The following is a 26,813-nucleotide window of genomic DNA, read 5'->3' on the forward strand; positions in this document are numbered from 1 at the left end:
CCGATTTCCAAATGCGGCTGTTTAGCTCATAAGTGAAAAAACAGCGCGGAGTATTCGACGCTGGGTATGCAGAAGGAAAGCCGGACTCCGGCTTTCCTTTTTGAAGATTTAAGGCGCTTTTACGCGTCGGCATATTGGATAGCATCTGTCCAACCATTAGTTAGGAGGCTCCACCCATGACTACAGAAATCGACCGGAACCGTGCCGCAGCAGCGCCGGAAGCCGTCTATATCCATATTCCGTTTTGCACCAACAAATGCTTCTATTGCGATTTCAACTCGTATGTCCTCAAAGACCAGCCGGTGATGGATTATTTGCGCGCGCTGGACCGGGAAATGGAGCAGACCGTCTTGATTACGCCTCCGGGCGTAATCAAGACCATTTTCGTCGGAGGCGGCACGCCTACGGTATTGAAGCCGGACGAGATGGCCTTTTTCCTGGCCTCGGTCCGCAAGCATTTTCCGAATTGGGCCGACAATATCGAATTTTCGATGGAAGCCAATCCCGGCACGACCGATCTCGACAAGATGAAAGTCATGAAAGACGGCGGCGTGAACCGTGTCAGCTTCGGCGTACAGGCGTTCCAGAACAGTCTGCTCGGCGAAATCGGACGGATTCACAACACGGACGACGTGTACCGCTCGCTGGAGAACGCGCACAAAAGCGGCCTGCACAATCTGTCGATCGACCTTATGTTCGGGCTGCCGAACCAGACGGTCGCGATGTTGGACGAGAGTATCACGCGCGCGCTTGAACTCGACCTGCCGCATTATTCGATCTACAGCCTCAAAGTCGAAGAGAACACGCTGTTCCATACGCTGTTCAACAAAAACAAGCTTCCGCTGCCGAACGAAGACGACGAGCTGGCGATGTACAAGCTGCTCATGGACCGGATGCGGGGCGCGGGCTACAAACAGTACGAGATCAGCAATTTTGCCAAGCCGGGCAAAGAAAGCCTGCACAATATCACGTATTGGAAAAACGAAGATTATTACGGCTTCGGCGCGGGCGCGCACGGCTACGTCGGACGCAAGCGCCATATCAACATCAAAGGCGTCAATCCTTACAACGAAGCCGCAGGCCGCGGACTGCCGAGACTCGAAGAGTTCGAAGTGCCGCGTGAAGAAGCGATGGAAGATTTCATGATGGTCGGGCTGCGCATGCTGGACGGCATGGAAAGCGCACGGTTCCGCGACCAGTTCGGCGTGCCGGTGGAAGAGATTTTCGCGGCTCCGCTCAAAAAGATGACGGATCTCGGACTGATCGAGCGCCGCACGGATCTCGAAGGCTACCGACTGAGCGAAAAAGGCATCCTGTTCGGCAACGACGTGTTCGGCGAATTTATCGGGTATTTGACGGTGGGCGCGTAATAACGTCGGTCTTCGAAAGTGGTCCGGACTTGGAAAAGAACGCGTTTATGCATAGCGGGTGCAAAGCGCGCAGCAAAAGCGCCCAACCGGAAATACGTGCTTTTCAGGCAGCCGTCGAGCGGGTCTCGGCGGCTTTTTTGCGTTTTTTTGGCGAAAAACGATCCGGGGGGCTGAAGCGGCACGCAGGTCGAAGCTTGGCGGGTTCTCGGTGTTAACGCTTTCCCAAGCGGCTCGCTTACGGTTATGGATACGCAAGATCGGGTAAAGAGTGCCAAGCGCGATTTCGGGCTTTATTTTAAATTCCATGAAAAGTTCTCGACAAAAGTGTTGAAAAAGTATGCGTAATGATGTATATTTATCCAATCGAAAACTTATCCGGCCTCAAGCTTTTACGAAAACATGCCGAGAACAATCCTAAATGAACAGGGAGGTGAACGGCTTATGCCTGCCGTTACCGTGACATGCAGACAAGCGAATACGGAAGATGTCGAACCGCTGTATCTTATGATCGAAGAATACGCGCGCAAGGGGATCATGCTTCCGCGCTCCAGAGAAGTGCTGCGGCGCCAGATCGACAATTTCGTCGTGGCGGAAGAAGACGGCAGAGTCATCGGGTGCGGTTCGCTCTGCCTGCTGGGTCCGGATCTCGTAGAGATCCGCTCGCTCGGCATTATGGACGGGAACAAAGGCAAAGGGATCGGGTCGAAGCTCGTCGATCGACTGATCGAGCTCGCGATCGAGCAGCAGATTCCGAAGATTATCGCGCTCACGTACGAAGTTTCTTTTTTCGTGAAAAACGGCTTTACCGTCGTGCCGATGGACGTGTTTCCGGAGAAGGTATGGACCGACTGTATCCACTGCGCGAAGCGCGACCGCTGCGACGAAATCGCGGTACTCAAAATCATCGGCTGATTTTGTCCGCCGGGAATGCAAAAACGTCTATTTAAGCGCCAAACCGAACTTGACAACGCCAAGTCCGGTTTGGTATTTTTGTATTAGAGTTTAGCACTCATTTGAATAGAGTGCTAACGGAAGAAGGTTCCGATTGGCTCTTATCGATCCGGACAGGAGGGGATCTCGTGTTAAGCGAACGTCAGAGCATGATTTTGAACGCGATCGTGGACGACTACATTCGTTCGGCCGAACCGGTCGGGTCCCGCAGCATCTCCAAGCGGGGCGATGTGGCGTTCAGTCCGGCGACCATACGCAACGAAATGGCCGATCTGGAAGAGTTGGGTTTTCTGGAGCAGCCGCATACGTCGGCGGGGCGTATTCCTTCCAATAAAGGATATCGTTATTACGTCGATCATCTGGCTCCGCTGCAGCCGCTTCGGGCCGAAGACCTGAAGCTGTTCAAGCAGTTGGCCGCGGAGAAGCTGAGCGCCGTGGAAGAAGTCGTCCAGCATGCCGGAACCATTCTGGCTTCGATGACCAATTACACGTCGATTTTGCTCGGACCGGAAATGTTCAATACTTCGCTGCGCCACTTCCAGCTGCTGCCGCTCAACGAGACGACAGCGGTCGCGATCATCGTGACGAGCACCGGCGAAGTCGAGAACCGGACCGTGTCCATCCCGCCGGGTCTGTCGGCTTCCGATATGGAGCGCACGGCGAACCTGCTCAACGCCAAGCTTGCCGGCGTGCCGATGCACAAGCTGAAGGCGCGCCTGTACTCGGAGATTGGGCAGGAGATCCAGCGCCATGCCGAACACTACGAGGAACTGATGAAGCTGCTCGACGATTCGTTCGCGAGCGGCAAAGACCAGAAAGTGTTCCTCAGCGGAACGACGAACATGCTGATCCAGCCCGAATTCCGGGACATCGGCAAGCTCAAGACCGTGCTCGACCTGCTGGAAGAGACGCCGACGCTTACGCGTCTGCTGAATTCCGAGCGGAAAGGCATCCAGGTCCGGATCGGCAGCGAGAACGTGCATCAGGCGTTTGTCAACTGCAGCCTGATCACGGCTACGTATTCGCTCGACGGCGAAGCGTTCGGCACGATCGGCATTCTCGGTCCGACCCGGATGGAATACGCCAAAGTCATCGGAACGCTCGACCTGCTGTCGCGGGCGATGAGCCGTGCGCTTGGAGGCAGGTACGGAGCGTAACGTCGCATAGAAGTCTGTCAGACCCGTGCAGGCGGCAAGCCCGCCGCATACAAGCTTGATCTACACAAGGAGGTGAATGCATCTTGAAGAAAGAACAACCGCTGCACCCGGAACACGAAGTCGAAATTATGGAAGATTACCAGGATGCAGAGACAGCCGAGAACGATACCGAAGAGTTCAATGCGCAGAACGCAGGCGAACCGGCTGCCGCAAGCGCGGAAGAACTGCAGGAGCGCGTTCAGGCCCTGACAGCGCAGTCCGAAGAATATATGCAGCGCCTGGCTCGTTCGCAGGCCGATTTCGATAACTTCCGCAAGCGCACGATCCGCGAAAAAGAAGAACTCGGCAAATATGCTTCGTCGAAGCTGATCTCCGAACTTCTGCCGGTCATCGACAACTTCGGCCGCGCGCTGGAGACGAGTCCCGAAGGCGAAGGCTCCGAGTCGTTCGTCAAGGGCGTGCAGATGATCCATCGCCAATTCGAAAACGTCCTGCTGGCCGAAGGATTGACCGCGATGGAGACGATCGGGCAGCCGTTTAACCCGGAATTCCATCAAGCCGTCATGACGGTCGAGAGCGACGAGCACGAAGAAGGCATCGTGGTCGAAGAACTGCAAAAAGGCTATATGCTCAAAGACAAAGTGCTTCGTCCCGCGATGGTGAAAGTCAGCGGCTGAGCCGCGTTTTCGCAAAAAGGCACCCAAGTTTGAAAACGCGCGCCAAACCGTTATGATAGAGCGTAGGGTCCGCAGTCTGGACGCAGCGCATGGGTACGCCCAATGTTCCGACATGAATAAGCAGTTTCAAAACCAATCGCATTTTACCTGAGGAGGATATTTACTGTGAGTAGAGTAATCGGGATTGACCTTGGTACAACGAACTCCTGTGTGGCTGTTATGGAAGGCGGCGAAGCCGTCGTTATCCCTAACCCGGAAGGCGCACGCACGACCCCTTCGGTCGTAGGCTTCAAAAAAGACGGCGAGCGCATCGTCGGCGAAACGGCGAAACGCCAAGCGATCACGAACCCGGACCGCACGATCGCTTCGATCAAGCGCCATATGGGCACGAACCACAAAGAAACGATCGAAGGCAAAGACTACACGTCGCAAGAAATTTCGGCCATGATCCTGCAGAAGCTGAAATCCGATGCCGAAGCTTACCTCGGCCAGACGGTTACGCAGGCGGTTATTACCGTTCCGGCTTACTTCAACGATGCCCAGCGCCAAGCGACCAAAGACGCCGGCAAAATCGCGGGCCTCGAAGTGCTGCGGATCGTCAACGAGCCTACGGCTGCGGCACTGGCTTACGGTCTGGAAAAATCCGAAGATCAAACGATTCTCGTCTATGACCTCGGCGGCGGCACGTTCGACGTATCGATCCTTGAACTCGGCGACGGCTTCTTCGAAGTCAAAGCGACGAGCGGCGACAACCACCTCGGCGGCGACGACTTCGACCAAGTGATCATCGACTACCTGGTAGCCGAATTCAAAAAAGAGCAGGGCGTCGACCTGAGCAAAGACAAAGCGGCTGTGCAGCGTCTCAAAGACGCGGCGGAAAAAGCGAAGAAAGAACTGTCGGGCGTTATGACGACGACGATCTCGCTGCCGTTCATCACGATGGTCGACGGGGTTCCCCAGCATTTGGAGCTCAACTTGACCCGTGCCAAATTCGAAGAAATTTCCGCTACGCTCGTTGAGCGCACGCTCGCTCCGACGCGCCAGGCGCTGAAAGACTCCGGCCTGTCGTCGAACGAAATCGACAAGATCGTGCTCGTCGGCGGTTCCACGCGGATTCCTGCCGTACAGGAAGCGATCAAAAAGCTGACCGGCAAAGATCCGCACAAAGGCGTTAACCCGGACGAAGTCGTCGCTCTCGGCGCTGCCGTGCAAGCAGGCGTCCTGACGGGCGAAGTCAAAGACGTGGTTCTGCTGGACGTTACGCCTCTGTCCCTCGGGATCGAGACGGCAGGCGGCGTATTCACCAAAATGATCGACCGCAACACGACGATCCCGACCAGCAAATCGCAGGTCTACTCGACGTATGCCGACAACCAGCCGAGCGTTGAGATCCACGTTCTGCAGGGCGAGCGCGAAATGGCGGCCGGCAACAAAACGCTGGGACGCTTCACGCTGGGCGATATCCCGCTGGCGCCTCGCGGCGTGCCGCAAATCGAAGTCACGTTCGATATCGACGCCAACGGCATCGTGAACGTGTCGGCGACCGACAAAGGCACGAACAAGAGCCAGAAGATCACCATCACGTCGTCGAGCGGTCTGAGCGACGCCGAAGTCGAGCAGATGATGAAAGACGCCGAACTGCACGCGGAAGAAGACAAGAAGCGCAAAGAACTGGTTGAAACGAAAAACAACGCCGATCAGCTGCTGTACCAAGTCGACAAAACGATCAAGGACCTCGGCGACAAAGTCGATGCGGCCGAGATCGAAAAAGCGAACGCGGCCAAAGAGAAAGTCCAAAAAGCGCTGGAAGGCGACAACGTGGACGAAATCAAATCCGCAACCGAAGAGCTGACGGAAATCATCCAACAGCTGTCCGTGAAGCTGTACGAGCAGGCCAATGCCGAAGGCGCCCAGGCGGGCGGAGAACCGGAAGGCGGCGCTTCTTCGCAAAATCGCGATAACGTGGTCGATGCCGATTACGAAGTGGTCGACGAAGACAAAAAAGACTAATTGCCCCTACAGGCGATTCTGATCCATAAACGAGAGCCCGTTTCCGCCGGTTGGGCGGACGGGCCGGCTGGGGAGGTCAGGCCGGGTCATCCCGGACCGGACTTCCCTTTTGCGTGAAAAAACAGATTATGAGCATAAAGGAGTTGGAGTGCACCGATGGCGGACAAGCGCGATTATTACGAGGTGCTCGGCATCGAAAAAGGCGCGGGCGATCAGGACATCAAGTCGGCTTACCGCAAGCTGGCGCGCAAATATCATCCGGACGTCAACAAAGCGGATGATGCCGAGACGAAGTTCAAGGAAGTCAAGGAAGCGTACGATGTATTGAGTGACGGCCAGAAGCGGGCCCGTTACGACCAGTACGGCCACGACGACCCGAGCCAGGGCTTCGGTGGAGGCGGCGGCGGAGATTTCGGCGGCGGCGGATTCAGCGATATCTTCGACATGTTCTTCGGCGGCGGAGGCGGCGGAAGATCCCGCAACCCGAACGCGCCGCAGCGGGGCAACGACCTGCAGTACACGATGACGATGGAGTTCAAGGAAGCGGTGTTCGGCAAAGAGCTGGACATTACGATTCCGCGCACCGAGAGCTGCGACACGTGTCACGGCAGCGGCGCCAAGCCGGGCACGCAGCCGGAAGTCTGTACCGTCTGCCACGGCAGCGGGCAGGAAGAAGTCGTGCAGAACACGCCTTTCGGCCGCATGGTCAACCGCAGAGCCTGCTCGAACTGCAGCGGCACCGGCAAGATCATCAAAGACAAATGCGCTACGTGCAGCGGCAGCGGCCATGTGAAAAAGCAGCGTAAAGTGCATATCCGCGTTCCGGCGGGCGTGGACGACGGCGCTCAACTGCGCATGACTGGCGAAGGCGACGGCGGCCTGCGCGGCGGCCCGGCCGGCGACCTGTATATCGTCATCCGCGTCAAACCGGACGAGTTCTTCGATCGCGAAGGCGACGACATCTACTGCGAAGTGCCGTTGACGTTCACCCAGGCCGCTCTCGGCGACGAGATCGAAATCCCTACGCTGACCGAAAAGGTCAAGCTGAAAATTCCGTCCGGCACCCAGACCGGCACGTACTTCCGCCTCAAAGGCAAAGGCGTTCCGCGCCTGCGCGGCACCGGGCAGGGCGATCAGCATGTCAAAGTGGTCATCGTGACCCCAAGCAAGCTGACCGAAGAGCAAAAAGACCTGCTGCGCCAGTTCTCCGGCTTGAGCGGCGAAAACACGCACGAGCAGGAGCAGTCTTTCTTCGATAAAATGAAGCGCGCTTTCCGCGGCGACTGATTGGCGTAACCCGGAAACGCACACGCGTGCTCCATCCCTTATAAGTTAAGGACCGTCCATTCGGACGGTTCTTTTTGTTTTTTGAAAAATCGTAATGAAAACCCGACAGGCCGCGTTCCTCATACAGAGACTGAACACGATAGGGAGGACAACGAGATGATTTTTGTGATTTTATTGGTGATTTCGGCAGTCGGTTACAGCTGTATGCATTTTCTGATTCGTTCCCTTAACCCGACCGCGGAAACGTATGTACGGGAATGGGCGAGCTTTTTTTTTGCCGCCTTGCTTTTTGCGCTGTGCGGATACTTTTATCTGATCGGCTCCGCCTCATAAGGCGATAAAGTTCTCCGCGCTCCGAGCCGTTAGCCGCTCGGCACGATTCCCTGCCTTTTAAGCCTTCAAGCGCAGCTCCCGATAGGAGAGCCTGCGCTTTTTTGCGCGAAAGCGTTTAAAATTTTGCGCCGCGCTTAAATATAAAAGACAGACTCCCGAATCGGCTTTGCCTTTGCGGTCTGCGAAGCCGCCGCCTTCCTGTTCGTTCTCGCCTTTGCAGCCGGCAGAGCCGCTGCCCGTCCGCCCTTGCGGTCGGCGAAGCCGCCGCCTGCCCGCCCGGCGGTCCGGCCCGAGGGGCCGCCTGCTTCCCCCGGATCGGAAGCGGGATTTTCGGGGCTGAGCGACTTTTGGCTTTCCCTTTACTCGCGGACTGCTTTACAGTCCCGAGCAGGAAAACAACCCGAGCGAAGCACCGAAAATCCCGCTTTTCCCGAAAATCCCGCGCCTTTCTATGTAAATGTTGACACTATAAAAATTTGCGGTATAATAGTTCGTATACGAATTGTTCTGGTACCAATTATTGCTATAGAAACATTTCGCAGGAGAACGTTCAGGCAGGTGAGAAAGGACAGCGATATAGGTGAACACCAATACGGAGATTGAACTGCATGAAATTGTCGATTCTTTCCGGGAAGTGAAGCAGCTCTTTTTTCAACTGATGTCGGAAATGTCGTGCCGGTTCGGCGTGACGGGCATTCAGCTGATGACGCTCAAAGCGCTGCGGGACCGACCGGAGATCGGGCTCGGCGAACTGGCGGAGCATATGCGGCTGGTCAGCAGCACGGTCAGCGGCGTCATCGACCGGCTGGTCAAGGCCGAGCTCGTCAGCCGGGAACGGCCGAACCACAACAGGCGCTCGATCGTGCTGAAGCTGTCGCCCAAAGGGATGCAGGTTCTGGAAGAAGCGGACGCCGCCTACCGCAAGTATTTGTCGGGGTTGAACGATCTCGATCCCGAAGAAGTCCGGGCCATGCTCGGCGTGCACCGCAAGATCATCAAAAAATTAGAAGAAGTGAGAGATGAAAACCACCATGAATAACCGAACCGCTGTACAAGATATTCAGACCCTGAAAAAGGGACCGATCCTCGTCGCTCTGCTGATCGGCGCTTTCGTGGCGCTGCTGAACCAAACGCTGCTCAACGTGGCGCTGCCGACCATGGCAATCGACCTCGGCGTCGAGACGACCGTCATTCAATGGCTGAGCACGGGCTTCATGCTCGTCAACGGCGTCATGGTTCCGGTCACCGCTTACCTGATGGCCCGTTTCACGTCGCGTAACCTGTTTATTACCGCGATGAGTTTGTTCACCGCCGGCACGCTGCTGTGTGCGTTCAGCGAATCGTTCGGTCTGCTGCTCGCGGGCCGTATGGTCCAGGCTGCCGGAGCCGGCATCCTGATGCCGCTGATGACGTTCACGATCCTTACCATTTTCCCGATCGAAAAACGCGGTTCCGCCATGGGCCTCGTCGGCGTGGCCATGATCTTCGCTCCGGCGATCGGACCTACGCTGTCCGGCTGGATGGTCGAGCATTACGACTGGCATTACCTGTTCTATCTGATTCTGCCGTTCGGCGTGATCTCGATCATCCTCGGCATCCTGTTCATGCGCAACGTCACCGAGACGTCGCGGCCGAAGCTTGATATGCTCGCCGTCGTCCTCTCGACGATCGGATTCGGCGGCATTCTGTACGGCTTCAGCCAGGCGGGTTCGCAAGGCTGGGAATCGGCGGAAGTGCTGTGGACGCTTGCGATCGGCGCGGCTTCGCTGCTCTGGTTCGTTATTCGCCAGCTCAGAAGCGAGAAGCCGATTCTGGAAATGCGCGTATTCAAATACGACGTATTCACACTCACAACGATTATTAACGTCATCGCTACGATGGCGCTGTTCTCCGGCATGATCCTGCTTCCGCTGTATTTGCAAAACGTCCGCGGCTTCACGCCGGTCGAATCCGGTCTCATGCTGCTGCCGGGCGCGATCTTGATGGGCATCATGTCGCCGATCACCGGTTATATTTTCGATAGAATCGGCGCGCGTTGGCTCGCGGTCGCAGGTCTTGCGATCATGACCATCACGACGTACCAGTTCAGCCAGCTTAGTATCGATACGACGTATCGCCATCTGATCATCGTGTACACGGTGCGGATGTTCGGCATGTCGCTGATGATGATGCCGATCCAGACTGCCGGCCTGAACCAGCTGCCGGCCCGTCTGAACGGCCACGGCACGGCGATGTCCAACACGCTGCGCACGATTGCCGGCGCGCTCGGCACGGCGCTGCTCGTCTCGATCATGTCCAACAAAGCGGCCGAAATCGGCAAGCAGTTGGTCGTCAGCATGGGCATCAACCCGCAGGATGCGGCGCAAATGGCGACCGTCACGCGCGAAGCGACCGTACAGGGCATCAACCATTCATTTGTCGTCGCCACGTGGATGACGGCTGCGGCGTTCGTACTCGCTTTCTTCATCAAACGCGTCATCGTGGAACGCCAGGGCGTACCGGCCGCGAAAAAAGTACCGACCACGCCTGCGGAAAACGCAAAAGCATAACGGTCTTCCTGCAGCTCCGTCCGGCGGAACGTTCGAACGATTCCAATCCGCCGCGCGAGATGAAAAACCCCGTACTCCGATTTTCGGAGTACGGGGTTTTTGCTGTTGGGTGACTTGTGCACGACGCTTATCGCGTGCATCGCCGAACTTCAATCCGCCGCCTGTCGCGAACGGGAAGCGTCCGCTACAGATCTTCGCGGTAACGCGTGCCGGACCGCTCTTTCTCCGCGCGTACCGCGCCGCGCAGCAGGTCTTTGACTTTCTCGGCGTCCCTGACGTCTTCGAGCAGCACCGTCGGCGTGGTCGGGTCGCTCGAATGGACGGTAATCGTGCCGACGCCCATCATGCGGTCCATTGCCGTTTTTTCCAGCGTGATGTCTTTGACCCGGACCAATTCCAGTTCTTCCGACTTTTTGCCGATCAGACCGGTCGTGACGATCAGCCGCTGGCTCGTAATCGTGTAGCGGACGTTGTTGAGCAGCAGTCCGGTACGGATCTGGTCGCCCAGATCGGACGGACGGCCTTCCCACAGCGTCTGTTCTTCGCCCATAGACTGATTTTCCTTTGCCGCAGACGGCGCCTGATGCGATGTGTCGCCCGGCGCGGTGCCTCCGCTCAACGCATGTCCGCATTTTCCGCAAAACTTGGCGTCGTCCGGACACGGGGCTCCGCAGTTTGTGCAATAGATCATCGGCTTGTCCTCTTTTCTCCCGAAAACGTTCAGGGTTTTGTGCTGTCTCTTCGTCTATAGTACAATGAAACGAACGCAAAAGTTAATATTGAGGAGCGATTGATGATGCTGTGGCACGAATTGACCATACATACGACCGAGGAAGCGGTGGAAGCGATCTCGAATTTCCTGCACGAAGCGGGAGCGGGCGGCGTTTCGATCGAAGAATCCGGCAATTTGAATAAGAAGCGCGAAAGTCCTTACGGCGAATGGTACGACCAACCGCTGAACGATATTCCGGAAGGCCGCGCCGAGATCAAAGGCTATTTTTCCGAAGATATCGATATCGAGTCGGTGCTGGAAGAAGTGCGCAATCGTACGACGGAACTTGCGACGTTCGATATCGATACCGGCAGTCCGACGTTCGCAAGCCGCCTGGTGGACGAAGAAGAATGGGCGACCGCCTGGAAAGCGTATTACAAGCCGCTCAAAGTGTCCGACAAACTGACGATCAAGCCGTTATGGGAAGAGTATGAAGCGGCGGAAGGCGAACACGTGATCGAACTCGATCCGGGCATGGCGTTCGGTACCGGCACCCATCCGACGACGGCGCTGTGCCTGCGGGCGCTCGAAAGCATCGTTCAGGGCGGGGAAGAAGTGATCGACGTCGGCACGGGTTCCGGCATTTTGGCGATCGGCGCAATCAAGCTCGGAGCCCACAGAGTCATGGCGCTCGATCTGGACCCTGTCGCCGTGCGAAGCGCGCGGGAGAACGTGACGCTGAACGGGCTGGATGAGCAGATTCTGGTCAAGGAAAGCGATCTGCTGTCGGTGCTGACCCCGAACGCAGAAGGGCAGTCTGCCTCAATCAACGTCGAGCTGCCGGTGCAGATCGTCGTCGCCAACATTTTGGCCGAAGTGATCCTGCTGTTCACGCACGACGTGTACGCGGCGCTGCGTCCGGGCGGCCTGTACCTGGCGTCCGGCATCTACAAAGACAAGGAACAAGCGGTACGCGACGGTCTGACCGCGGCCGGCCTGACGATTCGCGACGTGCATCGCGAGGAGGAATGGTTGGCGTTTATCGCGGAAAAGGTGGTGTAAATGGAAAACTTTCTTGCTTTTCCGTTCGATGAACTTCCGTTCGTTCTGATCGTGCTGATTATCGCGTTTACCGTGCACGAATTCGCGCATGCGTACGCGGCGTACAAACTGGGCGATCCGACGGCGCAGCTGCTCGGCCGCGTCACGCTGAACCCGGCGCGCCACGTCGATTTTCTCGGCATGATCCTGATTCTGATCGCGGGCTTCGGCTGGGCGCGTCCCGTCCCGGTCACCCGCGAGAACTTCAGCCGTCCGCGTCTGATGGGCGTGATCGTCTCGGCGGTCGGCCCGCTGAGTAACCTGCTGATCGCTTTCGTCGGGGCGATCGTCTATGCGGGGCTGCAGGTAAACGGCGTGCTGGACGCAGCTTCGACGTCGAGAGGGGTCGAAGCGGTCGTGCTCTTTTTCGAAAAACTGATCCAGCTCAACGTGTTGTTGTTCCTGTTCAACCTCGTGCCGCTGCCTCCGCTGGACGGGTACCGGATTCTCGAAGATATCGCGCCAAAGCCGCTGCGCCGCAAGCTTCAGGCGATCGAGCCGTATTCCATCTTCATTTTCCTGATGATCGTGTTCATCCCGCCGCTTCGCGACAATACGATCGGCCGGATCGGCATCTGGGTGTATGAACTTTCGCAGGCGATGTTCGATTTCGGCGTCCGATTGTTCACGTAACGTTTCTGCCGGTTTTCCCACGCGGGAAAGCCGGTTTTTCGCTATGTCCACTGGTCAGCGGCGGGCAAATTGTGTATGATGGAATTTGGTCAAAAACGGAAGAGAAGTGGATGAGACATGCAGAGATATTTTGTGGAAAAAGAGCAGTTTGAACAGGATAAAGTTCGTATCGTCGGCGAAGACGCGCGTCATATCGGCAAAGTGATGCGCGGTCGGCCGGGAGACCGGATCATCGTCTGCGACGGACGGGAACGCCTCGTGCTGGCCGAACTCGAAACGGTCGAGCAGGGCGAAGTGGTCGCGTCCGTGCTGGAAGAGATCGCGGAGAAAAGCGAAGCCCGCTTCCGCGTCAGTATCGCCCAGAGTCTGCCCAAGGGAGACAAGCTGGAGACGGTGATCCAAAAATGCACGGAGATCGGCGCGGCGGCGTTCGTACCGTTTCTGTCGGAGCGCACCGTGGTGCAGTACGACGCGAAGAAGGAAGAGAAACGGCTGCAGCGCTGGAGCAAGATCGCCAAGGAAGCGGCCGAGCAGAGCCATCGCAGCCGCATTCCGGGCGTGCTTCAGCCGCTGACGTACAAGCAGCTGCTGAAGACGTTCGAAGCGTACGACCTCGTCTTATTTTGCTATGAAAAAGAAAACGGACAACAGCTGCGGGATCTCGTGCGCCCGTTTGCGGAAGGACGGCCGGAAGGCGCGGCGAACATACTCGTCGTCGTCGGCCCGGAAGGCGGGTTCTCCGAGCGCGAAGCGGACGAAGCGTCCGCGGCGGGCGCCAGGGTCGCCGGCCTGGGCAAACGCATCCTGAGAGCGGAGACGGCCGGAATGACCGCGCTGTCCTGCATCCTGTACGAGTCCGGAGAAATGGGAGGAATTTAACGATGCCATCGGTCGCTTTTTATACGCTGGGCTGCAAAGTCAATTTCTATGATACGGAAGCCATCTGGCAGCTGTTCAAAAAAGAAGGGTACGAACAGGTGGAGTTCGATCAGACGGCGGACGTCTACCTGATCAATACATGTACGGTCACGAATACCGGCGACAAGAAAAGCCGCCAGATTATTCGCCGCGCCGTGCGCCGCAATCCGAACGCGATCGTCGCGGTGACAGGCTGCTACGCGCAGACGTCCGCGGCCGAAATTTTGGAAATTCCCGGCGTCGATCTCGTCATCGGCACCCAGGACCGCGAGAAGATCCTGCCGCTCGTCGACGAGATCAAAGCCAAGCGCGAGCCGATCAACGCCGTGCGCAATATCATGAAGACGCGCACGTTCGAAGAACTCGACGTGCCGAGCTTCAACGGCCATACGCGCGCGTTTCTCAAAATCCAGGAAGGCTGCAACAATTTTTGCACCTTCTGCATCATCCCGTGGTCGCGCGGACTGTCCCGCAGCCGCGATCCGCAAAGCGTGCTGAACCAGGCGCGCCAGCTGGTCGCCGCCGGGTACAAAGAAATCGTGCTGACGGGTATCCATACGGGCGGTTACGGCGACGATATGGACCAGTACCGCCTGTCCGACCTGATGGAAGAACTGGACAAGGTCGAAGGACTGGAGCGGATACGCATCAGTTCGATCGAAGCGAGCCAGATCGACGACAAGATGCTGGACGTACTGAAGCGGTCGACCAAAATGTGCCGCCATTTCCATATTCCGCTGCAGGCGGGCGACGATTCGGTACTCAAACGGATGCGCCGCAAGTATACGGTCGCCGAGTTTGCCGAGAAGATCGCGCGTATCCGCGAGACGATGCCGGACGTGGCGATCACGACCGACGTAATCGTCGGCTTCCCGGGCGAGACCGAAGAAATGTACCAAAACGGCTATGCGTTCATGCAGCAGATCGGATTCTCGGAAATGCACGTTTTCCCTTATTCGCAGCGTACCGGCACGCCGGCCGCGCGGATGGAAGACCAGGTGGACGACGAGGTCAAAAACGCGCGCGTTCACGAACTGATCCAGCTGTCGGAACGCATGCAGCTTGAATACGCGGAGAAGTTCGTCGGCCAGGTCGTCGACGTCATTCCCGAGAAAAACGAAAAAGGACTGTATCCGCAAGGCTGGGTTGCCGGACACAGCGACAACTACCTGACCGTCCTGTTCGAAGGTTCGCAAGAACTGCAGGGCAAACTGTGCCGGGTCAAGATTACCGAAGCAGGCGCGAACGAATGCCGCGGCCAGCTGCTGCGCGTTCTGGACGAAGTCCAGGCGGCGTCGGTATCCTGAGCACGATCCGAATTCCGTCCGGTGCGCAGCCAGGCGGAAGCGGGAGACAGGCAGCAGGGGACTTCGCCGACAGCCGCGGAGTCCTTTTGCTTGCGGGACGGTCAAGCACGGACGAGGAGAGAAGACGGTGAGCAGAACGGAAATATCGGCGGGCGGCGTCGTATATCGCAGAGAAAGCGGAAAGCTTCAGATCCAACTCATTCAGGACCGCTACGGCAAAGTCTCGCTCGCCAAAGGCAAGCGCGAAGTCGGCGAGACGCCGAGGGAAGCGGCCCTGCGCGAAATTCGCGAAGAGACCGGAATCGAAGGGCGGATCGTAGAACTCGTGGACATCATCCGCTACCAATACGAGAACGAAAAATACGGGCTGGTCGACAAGGAAGTCCGGTATTACCTGGTCGAAGCGCTCGGCGGACAGCTGAGAGCGCAGCAGGAAGAAATTCGGGGCGTCGAGTGGTTTTCCCCGGAAGAAGCGCTGATTCTGCACAAAAAATCGGGGTACGAAAACAACCACCCGATTCTGAGATCGGCTATGCAAATGCTCGGCCTGAAGCTGTAAGCGTGGCAGACAGGCAAGAGCGGCAATTTGAGGAGGAAAGAATTTGGCAAAAGTCATACTGGACAAAAACCGGAAAAAGCGTCTTGAAGAAGGCCATCCGTGGATTTATAAAAGCGAGATCGCCGGTACGGAAGGCGCCATAGCGCCGGGCGACCTGGTCGAAGTGACCGATCATCGCGGCAAGCCGCTCGGCACGGGCTATTACAACGAAAATTCGCAGATCACGGTCCGGCTGCTGTCGCACGGCGTCGTCGAAAAGATGGACGAGCGCTTTTTCGCGTTGCGTTTCCGGGACTGCCTGCGCCACCGCGACCGGTTCGTGGACGGTGACGCGTACCGCCTCGTCTACGGGGAAGCCGATTTCCTGCCCGGATTGATCGTGGACCGCTTCGCGGACATTCTCGTCGTGCAGATTTTGACACTCGGCATGGATCGCCGGCGAGACGAAATCGTCAGCGCGCTGGTCGAAGTGCTGTCTCCGGCCGGCATTTACGAGCGCAGCGACGTATCGGTGCGCCTGCTGGAAGGACTGGAAGAAACGACGGGCGTGCTGTATGGCGAATGCCCGCGCCACGTAACTGTGTCCGAGAACGGACTGAAGCTCAAAGTCGATATCGAGCAGGGACAGAAGACCGGTTATTTCTTCGATCAACGGGAGAACCGCGCTTCGATCGCTCCGCTCATGACCGGCTGGGGAGAGCGCAGCGGGATCGAACTGCAGGACGTGGAAGGCACGCCCCGTCCCGTCAACAAAAACGGCAAAGTCGTCGATTTCCCTTATTGGGACGGCGCGACGGTGCTGGAATGCTTCTCGCACACGGGCAGCTTCACGCTGCACGCCTGCGCCTACGGAGCCAAAAAAGTGACGTGTCTCGACATTTCGGCGCATGCGATCGAAAGCGCGCGGGAGAACGTCAGCCTGAACGGCTTCGACGATCGGGTCGAGTTCGTCGTGGCGGACGCGTTCGATTATCTGCGCGAAAACGTCAAAGGGCTCGAAGAGCGCAAACGCCGCTCCGAAGGCACGTCCAAAGTCGATACGTCGGTTCCGATGCCGGCCGGCGGCGGACGCAGCTGGGACGTCGTCATCCTCGATCCGCCGGCGTTCGCCAAAGCGCGCGCGGCCGTCAAAGGCGCGGTGCGCGGCTACAAGGACATCAATCTGCACGGCATGAAGCTGGTCAGCGAAGGCGGCTATCTGGTGACGGCGAGCTGCTCGTACCACATGAAGCCGGATCTGTTCCTGGACACGATCCACGAAGCGGCGCGCGATGCGGGCAAAACGCTGCGCCTGATCGAATGGCAGGCGGCCGGCAAAGACCATCCGCAGCTGCTCGGCGTCGAAGAAGGCCATTATTTGAAGTTCGCGATTTTTGAAGTGCGCAGCCGGTAAACGTCCGATCCGCGTTCAGTTCGATTCATTCAAAAGGTAGCCCGGGCAGGGCCCGCGTTTCGCCGACAGCGAAACGCGGGCTTTTTGCGCAAGGCGGCAAAAGGGTTCGGAACGTTTGTTCCCGTTTTCTGTTTTTCTGCCGCGCGATGCGGTATACTGTAGGAAGAAGCTGAATACGAGATTGCAGAACAAGGAGGCCGTCGGCCGATGACTTTACAGATTAGGCTCGGACGTTCCGGAAGCGGCAAAACAAGCCGGATTCTAGACGAGATTCGCGCGAAAATGCAACAAGATCCGCTGGGCCCGCCGCTGCTGCTGATCGTGCCGGAACAGTCGACGTTCCAGACGGAATACGCGCTGTTTGCCGGCAAGGAAGGCGGGGGAAGCCTGCGCGCCCAGGTGCTCAGTTTCCACCGCCTCGCGTACCGCGTCATGCAGGAGACGGGCGGTTCCGCGCTGACGGCGATCGGCGACGAAGGCAAGCGGATGCTGCTGTACCGGCTGCTCCGGGAGCGCCGCAGCGACCTGCGGCTGTTCGGCGCGTCGAGCGAGCAGCCGGGATTTATCGCCAAACTGAACGATTTGTACACGGAACTGAAACGGTACAAAATCGATTCGGCCGTGCTGGAGCAGCATATGCAGGACCTCGTGTCGGCCGGCCATTCGCCGCTGCTGCGCGAGAAGCTCGAAGACGCGCTGCCGGTCTACCGCGATTTCGAGAGCAAGCTGTCCGAGTTGTACGTCGATTCGGAAGATACACTGATCCGCCTGGCGGAGCAGTTGGGACAATCGTCGCTCGTGCGCGGGGCACAGGTGTGGATCGACGGATTTTACGGATTCACGCCGCGCGAATACGAAGTGATCGCGGGGCTGCTCGGGACGGCGGAGTCCGTCGCGTGTTCGCTGACGCTCGACCGGCCGTACGACGGCGCCGAACGACCGGACGACCTGGACCTGTTCCACCAGACCGCTTCGACTTACCGGAAGCTGCGCAAGCTGGCCGAAGGCGCCGGAAGCGGCTGCGAGACGGTAGAAGCCGAAGCGGCGGATTCGCTGCCGCGCTTCGCGGGCAGCCCGCTGCTGGCCGCGCTGGAAGAACAGCTGCGCGGCGGCCGGCGCGGCGCGCGCGAAGTCGGCGAACGCGAACGGCTGAACGCTGACGGGGAACCGGCGATCACGCTGCACGCCGCCAACGACCGCCGGGCGGAAGCCGACGCGGCGGCGCGGGAGATGCTGCGCCTGTCGCGGGAGCACGGAGCGCGTTATCGGGACATGGCCGTTTTCGTGCGCAATTTGGACGATTACGAGTCGGTGCTGGCGCCGGTATTCGAAGAATACGGCATTCCGGTGTTCACCGACCGCCGCAAAAACGTGCTGCATCATCCGCTCGCCGAATTTGTGCGCGGCGCGCTTGACGTCGTGCAGTACCGCTGGCGGTACGAAGACGTGTTCCGCTGCGTGAAGACCGACCTGCTGCTGCCGGAAGCGCGGGAAGGCGGCATCTCGCGCGACGATATGGACCGCCTGGAGAACTTCGTGCTGGCGTCGGGCATCCGCGGCACGCGCTGGACCGACGGTCGGCCGTGGCGCGACGCGCCCAAAATGTCGCTCGACGACGAAGGACGTCCGGTAGTGGAAGAAGAAGCCGCGGAATCGGCGGCGCGCATGGAGCGGCTCGAAGCGTGCCGCGACCGCATCACGGCGCCTCTGGCCGCGTTCGAACGCGAACTGAACCGGGCGGTCACGGCCCGGGAAATGTGCGAAGCCGTCTACCGGATGCTGGACGCGGCCGAAGCGCCGCAGCGTCTCGACCGGATGGCGCAGGTCTCGGCGCGGCAGGGCGATCCGCAGGCGGCGGACGTGCATCGGCAGATCTGGGGAGCGATGATGGATCTGCTCGACCAGATCGCCGAGCTGATCGACGCCGAGGAAGTGACCGTGGAGCAGTTCGCGGGCATGCTGGAGACCGGCATCGCGGGCCTGACGCTCGGCCTCGTGCCTCCGGCGCTCGATCGCGTCCTGCTCGGCGATATGGCCCGGACGCGTCCGCTCGGTATCCGGTACGCCTTCGTGCTCGGCCTCAACGACGGCGTCGTGCCGCTCTCCCCGCTGCAAAACGGGCTGCTGAGCGAACCGGAGCGGATTCGCCTGGCCGAAAGCGGGCTGGAACTCGCGCCGGGTTCGGAACGGCGGCTGCTCGACGAGAAGCTGCTCGTCTACCATACGCTGACCAGCGCTTCGCACAGGCTGTGGCTGAGCTACGCGCTCAGCGACGACGAAGACAAGCCGCTGCTGCCGTCGGAGATCGCGCTCGATCTGCGCGCCGCGTTCCCGTTTATCGGCGAACGCCGCGAAAATGCCCTGCCGCTGCCGGGCTTGCCTGCGGCCGAATACCGCAATTTCGTCACGCGGCCGGAAGCGACGCTGCCGCATCTGCTCTCGCAGCTGCGGCTGTGGAAAGCGGGCACCGAGATCCATCCGCTGTGGTGGGACGTGCTGAGCGCTTACCAGGAACGTCCCGAATGGGAATCGCTGCTCGTCAGCCGGCTGGCTTCGCTCGTGTACACGAACGAATCGGACCGGTTGACGCGGGAGACGAGCCAGCGGCTCTACGGCCGCAAGCTGCGTTCGAGCGTCTCGCGCATGGAGAAATTTACGGCCTGCGCGTTTTCCCATTTCGCTTCGCACGGGCTTAAGCTCAAAGAGCGGCAGCTGTACAAGTTGAACGCGCCCGATATCGGGCAGCTGTTCCATGCGGCGCTGAGCGATATCGCCATGCGGCTCAAACTGGAGAACCGCAGCTGGGGCTCGCTCTCGGCCGAGGAATGTCTCGCCGAAGCGCGTGCAGCCGTCGACAAGATCGCGCCGAGGCTGCAGGGCGAGATTCTGTTCAGTACGAGCCGGTACGGCTATATTTCGCGCAAGCTGATGGATATCGTCGGCCGGGCTTCGATCATTTTGGGCGAGCAGGCCCGCCGGGGCGATTTTGAACCGCTCGGCATCGAACTCGATTTCGGTCCCGGCAAAGACCTGCCTCCGCTGATGTTCGAGCTGGACAACGGCTGCACGATGGAAATCGTGGGCCGGATCGACCGGGTCGACGTCGCGGAAGGCGAAGACGGCCTGCTGCTGCGCGTGATCGATTACAAGTCGAGCGGCAAAGAGCTGCATCTGCACGAAGTGTATTACGGATTGTCGCTGCAGATGCTCACCTATATGGACGTGCTGCTGACGCACGCGGAAGACTGGATCGGCGCGCCGGCGCTGCCGGCGGGAACGCTCTATTTCCACGTGCAAAATCCGCTGCTGACGTCGGCCAACGGCATGGCGCGCCAGGAAGCGGCGCAGGAGATGCTCAAGCGCTTCAAGATGAAAGGGCTTGTGCTGGCCGATCACGACGTGGTGTCGAAGATGGACCGCGACCTGACGAGCGGCCAGTCTCCGGTCATTCCGGTCGCGCTCAAAAAAGACGGCGGCTTCTACAGCAGCTCGACCGTCGCCGATCCGCAGCAGTGGGAATCGCTGCTCAAAGGCGTCCGGCGCAATATCGCGGGCATCGGCAGGCGGATCACGGAAGGCGAATCGGAAGCCCGTCCGTACCGGATCCAGCAGGAAAAAGCGTGCGATTTTTGTCCGTACCATTCGGTCTGCCAGTTTGACGAGAGCCTGGACGATTCGGGTTACAACCATCTGGGCAAACCGGGACGCGACCGGGTCTGGGACCTGTTTCGCGAAGCGGACGGAGACGCCTACAGGGAGGAGAATCGATAAATGGTCATGAACATTGCCGACAAGCCGGAAGGCAGCCAATGGAGCGACGATCAATGGACGGCGATCGCCGCTTCCGGCGGCAACATGCTGGTCGCCGCGGCGGCCGGTTCGGGCAAAACGGCGGTATTGGTCGAACGGATCATCCGCAAAGTGACCGATCCCGCCAGAGGAACCGGCGTCGACCGAATGCTTATTGCGACCTTTACCAAAGCGGCGGCGTCAGAGATGCGCCAGCGGATTCGCGACGCCCTGAACAAGGAACTGGCGGCGAATCCGCAGGATGAACATCTGCGCCGCCAGCTGTCGCTGCTCGGGCAGGCGTCGATCACGACGCTGCATTCGTTCTGCCTCGAAGTGATCCGCCGCCATTACACGCTGATCCCGCTCGATCCGGGCTTCCGGATCGCCAACGAGCACGAGAGCAAGATGATGCGCCAGGAGACGCTGGAAGAACTGTTCGAAGAAAAGTACGCGCTGGAACAAAACGGTGCCACGTTCCGGCGGTTGATCGACTGGTTCGGCGGCGAACGTTCCGACGATCCGGCGTTTGCGCTCGTGCAGCGGTTGTACGATTTTGCGCGCAGCCATCCGTGGCCCGAGAACTGGCTGCGGCAGTCCGCCGCCGATTTCCGCGTCTCCGATCCGGAGGCGCTCGGCGAGACGATCTGGGCGGCTAGCCTTGCGGCCGATGCCCGGATGGAACTTGCGGGTACGGAAAACTTGCTGCTGCGGGCGTTCGACCTTTGCTCGCTGCCGGGCGGACCGGCCCCTTACGCCGAAGCGCTGCAAAGCGACCTTGAGCAGATGCGCCGGCTGCGCGCCGCCGCGGAGCAGGAACCGTGGCCGAAGCTGTACGCGCACTTCGAGTCGCTGGCGTTCGTCACGCTCAAGCGGGTCAGCGCCAAAGACCAATACGACCCCGAACTTCAGAAGCAGGTCAAAGATCTGCGGGACGCGGCCAAAAAAGACCTGGGACGGATCCGGGACTTCTATTTCGGCCGTCCGCCCGAAACATTTCTGGTGGAACTGCACGAAGCCGCCCCGCTGATGGAAGAACTGGCCGAACTGACGATCGAATTCGGCGAACGGTACGCCAAAGCCAAAAAGGCGAGAGGGATGGTCGATTTCTCCGACCTGGAGCATTACTGCCTGCGCATTCTGCGCGATCCCGCTTCCGAGCCGGGACGCCCGGTTCCGTCGGCGGCCGCGCTGGAATACCGGGAGCGCTTCGACGAAGTGCTGCTCGACGAATACCAGGACATGAATTCGGTCCAGGAAGAGATCGTCTTGCTGATCGCGCGCGAAGGAGCCGGCAACCGCTTCATGGTCGGCGACGTCAAGCAGAGCATCTACCGGTTCCGTCTGGCGGAACCGGGACTGTTCCTGCATAAGTATCGCGCTTACGGCAGCGATTTTTCGGGCGGCGGGCTGCGCGTGGATCTGGCGCGCAATTTCCGCAGCCGGAATGAAGTGGTGGAAGCGGTCAACGGCATTTTCCGCCGCATCATGAATCAGCGGGTGGCGGAGATCGAATACGACGAGCGGGCCGAACTGGCGTACGGCGCCTTGTCGTACCCGGCGGCGGAGCATGACGAATACGCGCCGGAACTGATGCTGATCGAACGCGCAAACGCCGCGGACGGAACAGACGGCGGAGAAGCGGCGGACAGCGAGAGCGCCCTCGCCGCGGAAGCGGCGGAGATCGAGACGGCGCGCCTCGAAGCGCGTGCGATCGCCGCGCGCATTCACGAACTGACCGGACAGGCCGAAGGACATGCGCCGCTGATGATCTATGACAAAAGCGCGGGCGGACTGCGTCCGGCGGCCTACGGAGACATGGTCATCCTGCTGCGCGCGGTGAGCGCGTGGGCGCCGCTGATGATCGAGGAGCTGCGGCTGGCCGGCATTCCGGCGATCGGCGATGCGGCGCGTGGGTATTTCGACGCGACCGAAGTCGAGATCGTCATGTCGCTCCTCGACATCATCGACAATCCCCAGCAGGACATTCCGCTGGCTTCGGTGCTGCGTTCGCCTATCGTCGGCTTGAACGAAGACCAGCTGGCGCGGATTCGGCTGCACGGCCCGCGGCTGTCGTTCTACGACGCGGTCCGCGCAGCGGCTGGCGCAGACGCGGAGATCCCGCAGGAAAACGGCGGATCTTCGTCGGAGCGTTCCGACGCGGCGTCGGCAGGTTCCCCGCCCGGCGAAACGGACGGCGATGCGGAACTTGCCGGCACGCTGCGGCAGTTCCTCGCTTCGCTTGAACGCTGGCGCGCTCTCGCGCGAAGCGGCGAGCTCAGCGAACTGATTCGCACACTGTACCGCGAGACCGGCTACGCCGACTGGGCGTCGGGTCTGCCGGGCGGCGCGCAGCGCCGGGCCAATCTGTTGGCGCTGCATAACCGGGCGGTACAGTTCGAAAAATCGACTTCGGCACAAGGCTTGTTCCGCTTCCTGCGCTTCGTCGAACGGCTCAAGGAAAACGGCGGAGATCTGGCCGAAGCGCCCGCCGAAGCGCTGCACGATTCGGTGCGCGTCATGACGATCCACAAAAGCAAAGGGTTGGAGTTCCCGGTCGTCTTCATCGCCGGGCTGTCCAAAAATTTCAATATGCAGGATCTGAACGCTTCCTTTATGACGCATAAGGAACTGGGCTTCGGCCCGCGTTTCGTCGACGAAGAGAGCCGGGTCGGTTATCCGACGCTTCCCGCGCTCGCCATTCGCCGGCGGATGCAGATGGAACTGCTGGCGGAAGAGATGCGCGTGCTCTACGTGGCGCTTACGCGTCCGCGCGACAAGATGATCCTCGCCGCTTCGGTCAAAGACCTGCCCGCCCGGATCTACTCCTGGATGCAGGCGGCCGGAGGAGCGGAAGGGATCGCCGATTACACGCTCGCCAAAGCCCGCTCGTACATGGACTGGATCGGGCCGGCGCTGATCTTCGAGCCGGGAGCGGCAGAGCTGCGCGGCTTGTCGGACGCTTCGCTGCTGCCCGACGATTCCTCCGCGGGATACGGCTGGACGTTCTCCGTCCGGTCCGGCGATGCGGAATCGGCCGCCGAACGCGACGGGGAAGAGCTGTACGCCGAGCGGATTCAGCGCCTCAAAGCGCTGATCGCCGGCGAGTCCGCGGGCGATCAGGGCGAGCGCTCCAGGTTCGCCGAGCGGTTCGCGTGGCGTTATCCGCATGAAGCGTCGGGCATGGCCGCGGCCAAAACGTCGGTCACGGAGATCAAGTCCCGCTTCGCGGGCGACGAGTATCCGGCCGCCGACGCGATGGAAGCGGCGCGCCTGCTGGCGGGATATGACAGCGAAGTCGACGAGCGCGAAGCAGGTTCCGCGCCGCAGGGCGAGGCGGCAACCGGAGTCGATCCGGACCGCTCTGCCGGGCCGGCCGGAGGCACGACGCTGCAGCTGCGGCGTCCGCGCTTCATGGAACGGCGCAGCTTGACCGGAGCCGAACGGGGGACCGCGTACCATACGCTCATGCAGCATCTGCCGCTGCATGCCGATACCGGCGAGCGCGAAGTGAACGAGACGCTGGCCGAACTCGTTCGCAAAAACATCCTGCTGCAGGCGGAAGCCGATACGGTGCAGGCCGGCGACGTCGCCGGCTTTATCCGCAGCGATATCGGCAGACGGGCCGTCTCGGCGGAGTGGCTTCGCCGCGAACAGCCGTTCAGCACGGGTGTCGGCGCGGACGAGGAGCTCGGTTCGCTGGTGCTGCCCGTCCACGGAGGCGCCGCCGGCATTCCGGAATCGGAAGACGCGCGGCCAAGCGCAAGCGGCGCGCGCCGCATCCGGCTGGAAAGGCTGCCGGGAGAGCGGGTGCTTGTGCAGGGCGTGCTGGACTGCCTGTTCCGGGAAGACGGCAAGCTGATCCTGCTCGATTACAAGACCGACCGGATCAAGCCCGGACGGGGCATCGAAGCGCTGGCCGACCATTACCGGTTCCAGCTCGACTTTTACGCCCGGGCCGTCGAAGACATGCTCGGCGAGCCGGTGCACGAGAAATGGCTGTACTTTTTCGATGGAGGTCAGGGCGTTCGCTTGTAGGGCTGCCGGATCGGTTGACACATAGACAGAACGGCTTGGAAGCCGTCACGGGGAGGAGCTCCAACGATGCGCGTGCTGCATACGGCGGACTGGCATCTGGGGAAAACCCTGGAAGGCCGGAGCCGCTTCGAAGAACAGGAAAAATTCATGGACGAACTCGTCGGGATCGTGCGGCGGGAAAAGGTCGATTTGATACTGATGGCGGGAGACGTCTACGATACGGTCAACCCGCCGGCGGCGGCAGAGCAGCTTTTCTATGAAAGCGCGGCCCGGATTCGGGCGGAAGGCTGTCTGCTGGCTGCGATTGCGGGCAATCACGACCATCCGGAACGGGTAGCGTCCGTACGCCCGCTCGTAAAAGGCAGCGGCATTTCGCTCGTCGGCCTGCCGACCGAACGGGCGCTGAAGCTGAACGTGCCGAGAACGGGCGAACAGGCCGTGATCGCGGCGCTGCCGTATCCGTCCGAAGCCCGGCTCAACGAGCTGCTGACGCTGGACGGCACGGACGAAAATTTGCTGCGCAAAGCGTACAGCGAACGGGTCGGCCTGCTGATGCGCAAGTTGGCCGAAGAGTTTTCGCCGCGCACGGTCAATCTGGCGATGAGCCATATTTACGTGCTTGGCGGGCTGGAATCCGATTCGGAACGTCCGATTCAGGTCGGCGGCGCCTACACGGTCGATCCGTCGGCGCTGTCGTGCGGCGCGCAGTATACGGCGCTTGGCCATCTGCATCGTCCGCAGGCCGTCAAAGGCGACGGGATTATCCGCTACAGCGGTTCGCCGATCGCGTACAGCTTTTCGGAAGCGGGACAGACCAAGTCGGTCATGCTGATGGAGATCGAGCCGGGCAGCGAACCGAAGCTGCAGGAGATCTATTTGTCCTGCGGACGTCCGTTGGTGGAATGGAATGCCAAGGAAGGTCTGGCGCAGGTACAGTCCTGGCTGGACGAAGGCCGCGATGCCGGCGCGTTTATCGACCTGCGCATCACGCTGACCGAAGCGATGGCGCTGGGCGAGATCCAGGCGCTGCGGCGGGCCTGCGACGGGCTTGTGCATATTAGGCCCGTCTATCCGCAGCTGGAGCAGATCGATATGCCGGAAGAACGGGTACGGCTGCCGATGCACGAATTGTTCAAGACGTTCTATCGCCGGCAGACCGGCGGAGCGGAGCCGGACGACGCGCTGATCTCGCTCTTTATGGAATTGGCCGCCGACGAACGGGAACAGCCGGAAGGAGGCGAAGTCGAATGAAGCCGATTACGCTCCGATTGTCCGGGCTGCAAAGTTACCGCGAAGCGCAGGAGATCGATTTCACGGAACTGTGCGAAACGGGATTGTTCGGCATATTCGGTCCGACGGGCAGCGGCAAATCGACCGTGCTCGACGCGATCACGCTCGCCATGTACGGCAAAGTCGAACGGGCTTACGGCGGTACGCAGGGCATCATGAACCATTCGGAAGACACGCTGTACGTCGCGTTTACGTTCGAACTGGAATCGGCCGCGGGCGTGCGGCGCTTCCGCGTGGAGCGCCGCTTCAAGCGGACCGGCGAAGTGTCGGTCAGCAATACGCTCAGCCGGTTTATCGAGGTCAAGCCGGAAGGCGACGAAGTGGTAGCCGACAAGCTGGCCGAAGTGACCAAAGCGGTCGAAGAACGAATCGGCCTCAAAATGGACGATTTCACCCGCGCCGTCGTTCTGCCGCAGGGCAAATTCGCGGAATTCCTGTCGCTCAAAGGCAGCGACCGCCGGCAGATGCTGCAGCGGCTGTTCCATTTGGAACAGTACGGCGACCGGCTGGTGCAGAAGTTGAGCAAGCGCGCGCGAGAGACGGAGTCCGCGCTGCGCACGCTCGAAGCCGAGCAGCAGGGGCTCGGCCTCGCTTCGGCCGAAGCGGTCAAAGACGCGAAGGCGGCCCTGGACGCGGCCGGCCTGGCGGCCGAAGCCCGGCGCGCGGAGCTGGACGCGGCGGCCGAGGAACACGGCCGGCTGGCGCGCGTGCGCGAACGCGCGGGCGAGCGCCGCGAGAC

Annotated in this window: 20 protein-coding genes and 1 pseudogene; 19 read left to right on the top strand and 2 right to left on the bottom strand. The window is 60.1% G+C overall.

The genetic code is table 11. The features are described from left to right. The first annotated feature begins 176 nt into the window (after window positions 1–176). The 9 genes from hemW to FTE24_RS21870 all read left to right on the top strand — a co-directional run bounded on the left by hemW (window position 177) and on the right by FTE24_RS21870 (window position 10,334). Window positions 177–1,370: a radical SAM family heme chaperone HemW gene (gene hemW, locus FTE24_RS21830; RefSeq protein ID WP_150230371.1), complete on the top strand. Its 1,194-nt coding sequence runs from the start codon at window positions 177–179 to the stop codon at window positions 1,368–1,370. Window positions 1,371–1,811: 441 nt separating this feature from the next. Further along, window positions 1,812–2,282 carry an N-acetyltransferase gene (locus tag FTE24_RS21835; protein WP_141446328.1) on the top strand — a complete coding sequence of 157 codons (471 nt, stop codon included), beginning with the start codon at window positions 1,812–1,814 and terminating at the stop codon, window positions 2,280–2,282. 167 nt (window positions 2,283–2,449) lie between these two features. After that, window positions 2,450–3,478 (top strand): heat-inducible transcriptional repressor HrcA, encoded by a 1,029-nt coding sequence (gene hrcA, locus FTE24_RS21840; protein ID WP_150230369.1) that lies wholly within the window; start codon window positions 2,450–2,452, stop codon window positions 3,476–3,478. An 83-nt stretch (window positions 3,479–3,561) separates the two neighbouring features. Then, a complete protein-coding gene (gene grpE, locus FTE24_RS21845; protein WP_237401885.1) occupies window positions 3,562–4,155 on the top strand; it encodes a nucleotide exchange factor GrpE in 594 nt (197 codons plus the stop codon). Window positions 4,156–4,320: 165 nt separating this feature from the next. Beyond that, complete coding sequence (dnaK, locus tag FTE24_RS21850; protein WP_150230367.1) at window positions 4,321–6,165, top strand: molecular chaperone DnaK; 1,845 nt, start codon at window positions 4,321–4,323, stop codon at window positions 6,163–6,165. Between the two features lie 156 nt (window positions 6,166–6,321). Continuing rightward, a complete protein-coding gene (gene dnaJ / locus FTE24_RS21855; RefSeq protein WP_150230365.1) occupies window positions 6,322–7,452 on the top strand; it encodes a molecular chaperone DnaJ in 1,131 nt (376 codons plus the stop codon). 156 nt (window positions 7,453–7,608) lie between these two features. Continuing rightward, the gene (locus FTE24_RS21860; protein ID WP_160441856.1) at window positions 7,609–7,785 is read left to right on the top strand and encodes a hypothetical protein; all 177 of its coding nucleotides are present in this window, start codon (window positions 7,609–7,611) and stop codon (window positions 7,783–7,785) included. A gap of 580 nt (window positions 7,786–8,365) precedes the next feature. Continuing rightward, window positions 8,366–8,824, top strand: coding sequence for a MarR family winged helix-turn-helix transcriptional regulator (locus FTE24_RS21865; RefSeq protein ID WP_141446324.1), 459 nt, complete (start codon window positions 8,366–8,368; stop codon window positions 8,822–8,824). Then, on the top strand, window positions 8,805–10,334 hold the full coding sequence (locus FTE24_RS21870) for a DHA2 family efflux MFS transporter permease subunit (RefSeq protein WP_150230363.1): 1,530 nt from the start codon (window positions 8,805–8,807) through the stop codon (window positions 10,332–10,334). The genes FTE24_RS21865 and FTE24_RS21870 overlap by 20 nt, the downstream gene beginning before the upstream one ends. Window positions 10,335–10,518: 184 nt before the next feature. Here FTE24_RS21870 and FTE24_RS21875 read toward each other — a convergent pair whose 3' ends face one another. Next, window positions 10,519–10,884: a PH domain-containing protein gene (locus FTE24_RS21875; RefSeq protein WP_202111968.1), complete on the bottom strand. Its 366-nt coding sequence runs from the start codon at window positions 10,882–10,884 to the stop codon at window positions 10,519–10,521. Between the two features lie 72 nt (window positions 10,885–10,956). After that, window positions 10,957–11,025: pseudogene (locus tag FTE24_RS23630) on the bottom strand (zinc-ribbon domain-containing protein); the annotation flags it as partial. A 105-nt stretch (window positions 11,026–11,130) separates the two neighbouring features. Between FTE24_RS23630 and prmA the strand changes: the two are divergent. The 10 genes from prmA to FTE24_RS21925 form a co-directional block, all read left to right on the top strand. Continuing rightward, the gene (gene prmA, locus FTE24_RS21880; RefSeq protein ID WP_150230746.1) at window positions 11,131–12,108 is read left to right on the top strand and encodes a 50S ribosomal protein L11 methyltransferase; all 978 of its coding nucleotides are present in this window, start codon (window positions 11,131–11,133) and stop codon (window positions 12,106–12,108) included. Then, entirely contained in the window at window positions 12,109–12,780 is a 672-nt protein-coding gene (locus tag FTE24_RS21885) for a site-2 protease family protein (protein ID WP_150230361.1), read from the top strand. 117 nt (window positions 12,781–12,897) lie between these two features. Beyond that, the gene (locus FTE24_RS21890) at window positions 12,898–13,659 is read left to right on the top strand and encodes a 16S rRNA (uracil(1498)-N(3))-methyltransferase (RefSeq protein ID WP_150230359.1); all 762 of its coding nucleotides are present in this window, start codon (window positions 12,898–12,900) and stop codon (window positions 13,657–13,659) included. 2 nt (window positions 13,660–13,661) lie between these two features. Further along, on the top strand, window positions 13,662–15,005 hold the full coding sequence (gene mtaB, locus FTE24_RS21895) for a tRNA (N(6)-L-threonylcarbamoyladenosine(37)-C(2))-methylthiotransferase MtaB (RefSeq protein WP_150230356.1): 1,344 nt from the start codon (window positions 13,662–13,664) through the stop codon (window positions 15,003–15,005). A 127-nt stretch (window positions 15,006–15,132) separates the two neighbouring features. Then, window positions 15,133–15,564: an NUDIX hydrolase gene (locus FTE24_RS21900; RefSeq protein WP_141446319.1), complete on the top strand. Its 432-nt coding sequence runs from the start codon at window positions 15,133–15,135 to the stop codon at window positions 15,562–15,564. A gap of 43 nt (window positions 15,565–15,607) precedes the next feature. After that, window positions 15,608–16,957, top strand: coding sequence for a class I SAM-dependent rRNA methyltransferase (locus FTE24_RS21905; protein ID WP_150230353.1), 1,350 nt, complete (start codon window positions 15,608–15,610; stop codon window positions 16,955–16,957). 207 nt (window positions 16,958–17,164) lie between these two features. Continuing rightward, window positions 17,165–20,728, top strand: coding sequence for a helicase-exonuclease AddAB subunit AddB (addB, locus tag FTE24_RS21910; protein ID WP_150230351.1), 3,564 nt, complete (start codon window positions 17,165–17,167; stop codon window positions 20,726–20,728). Then, a complete protein-coding gene (addA, locus tag FTE24_RS21915; protein ID WP_150230348.1) occupies window positions 20,729–24,784 on the top strand; it encodes a helicase-exonuclease AddAB subunit AddA in 4,056 nt (1,351 codons plus the stop codon). 66 nt (window positions 24,785–24,850) lie between these two features. Continuing rightward, on the top strand, window positions 24,851–26,035 hold the full coding sequence (locus FTE24_RS21920) for an exonuclease SbcCD subunit D (RefSeq protein WP_150230346.1): 1,185 nt from the start codon (window positions 24,851–24,853) through the stop codon (window positions 26,033–26,035). Then, the coding region (locus FTE24_RS21925) for an AAA family ATPase (protein WP_160441857.1) at window positions 26,032–26,813 on the top strand (782 nt) is incomplete at its 3' end. The genes FTE24_RS21920 and FTE24_RS21925, both read left to right, overlap by 4 nt.

It is taken from the genome of Saccharibacillus sp. WB 17, assembly GCF_008634075.2.
Taxonomy (GTDB): domain Bacteria; phylum Bacillota; class Bacilli; order Paenibacillales; family Paenibacillaceae; genus Saccharibacillus; species Saccharibacillus brassicae.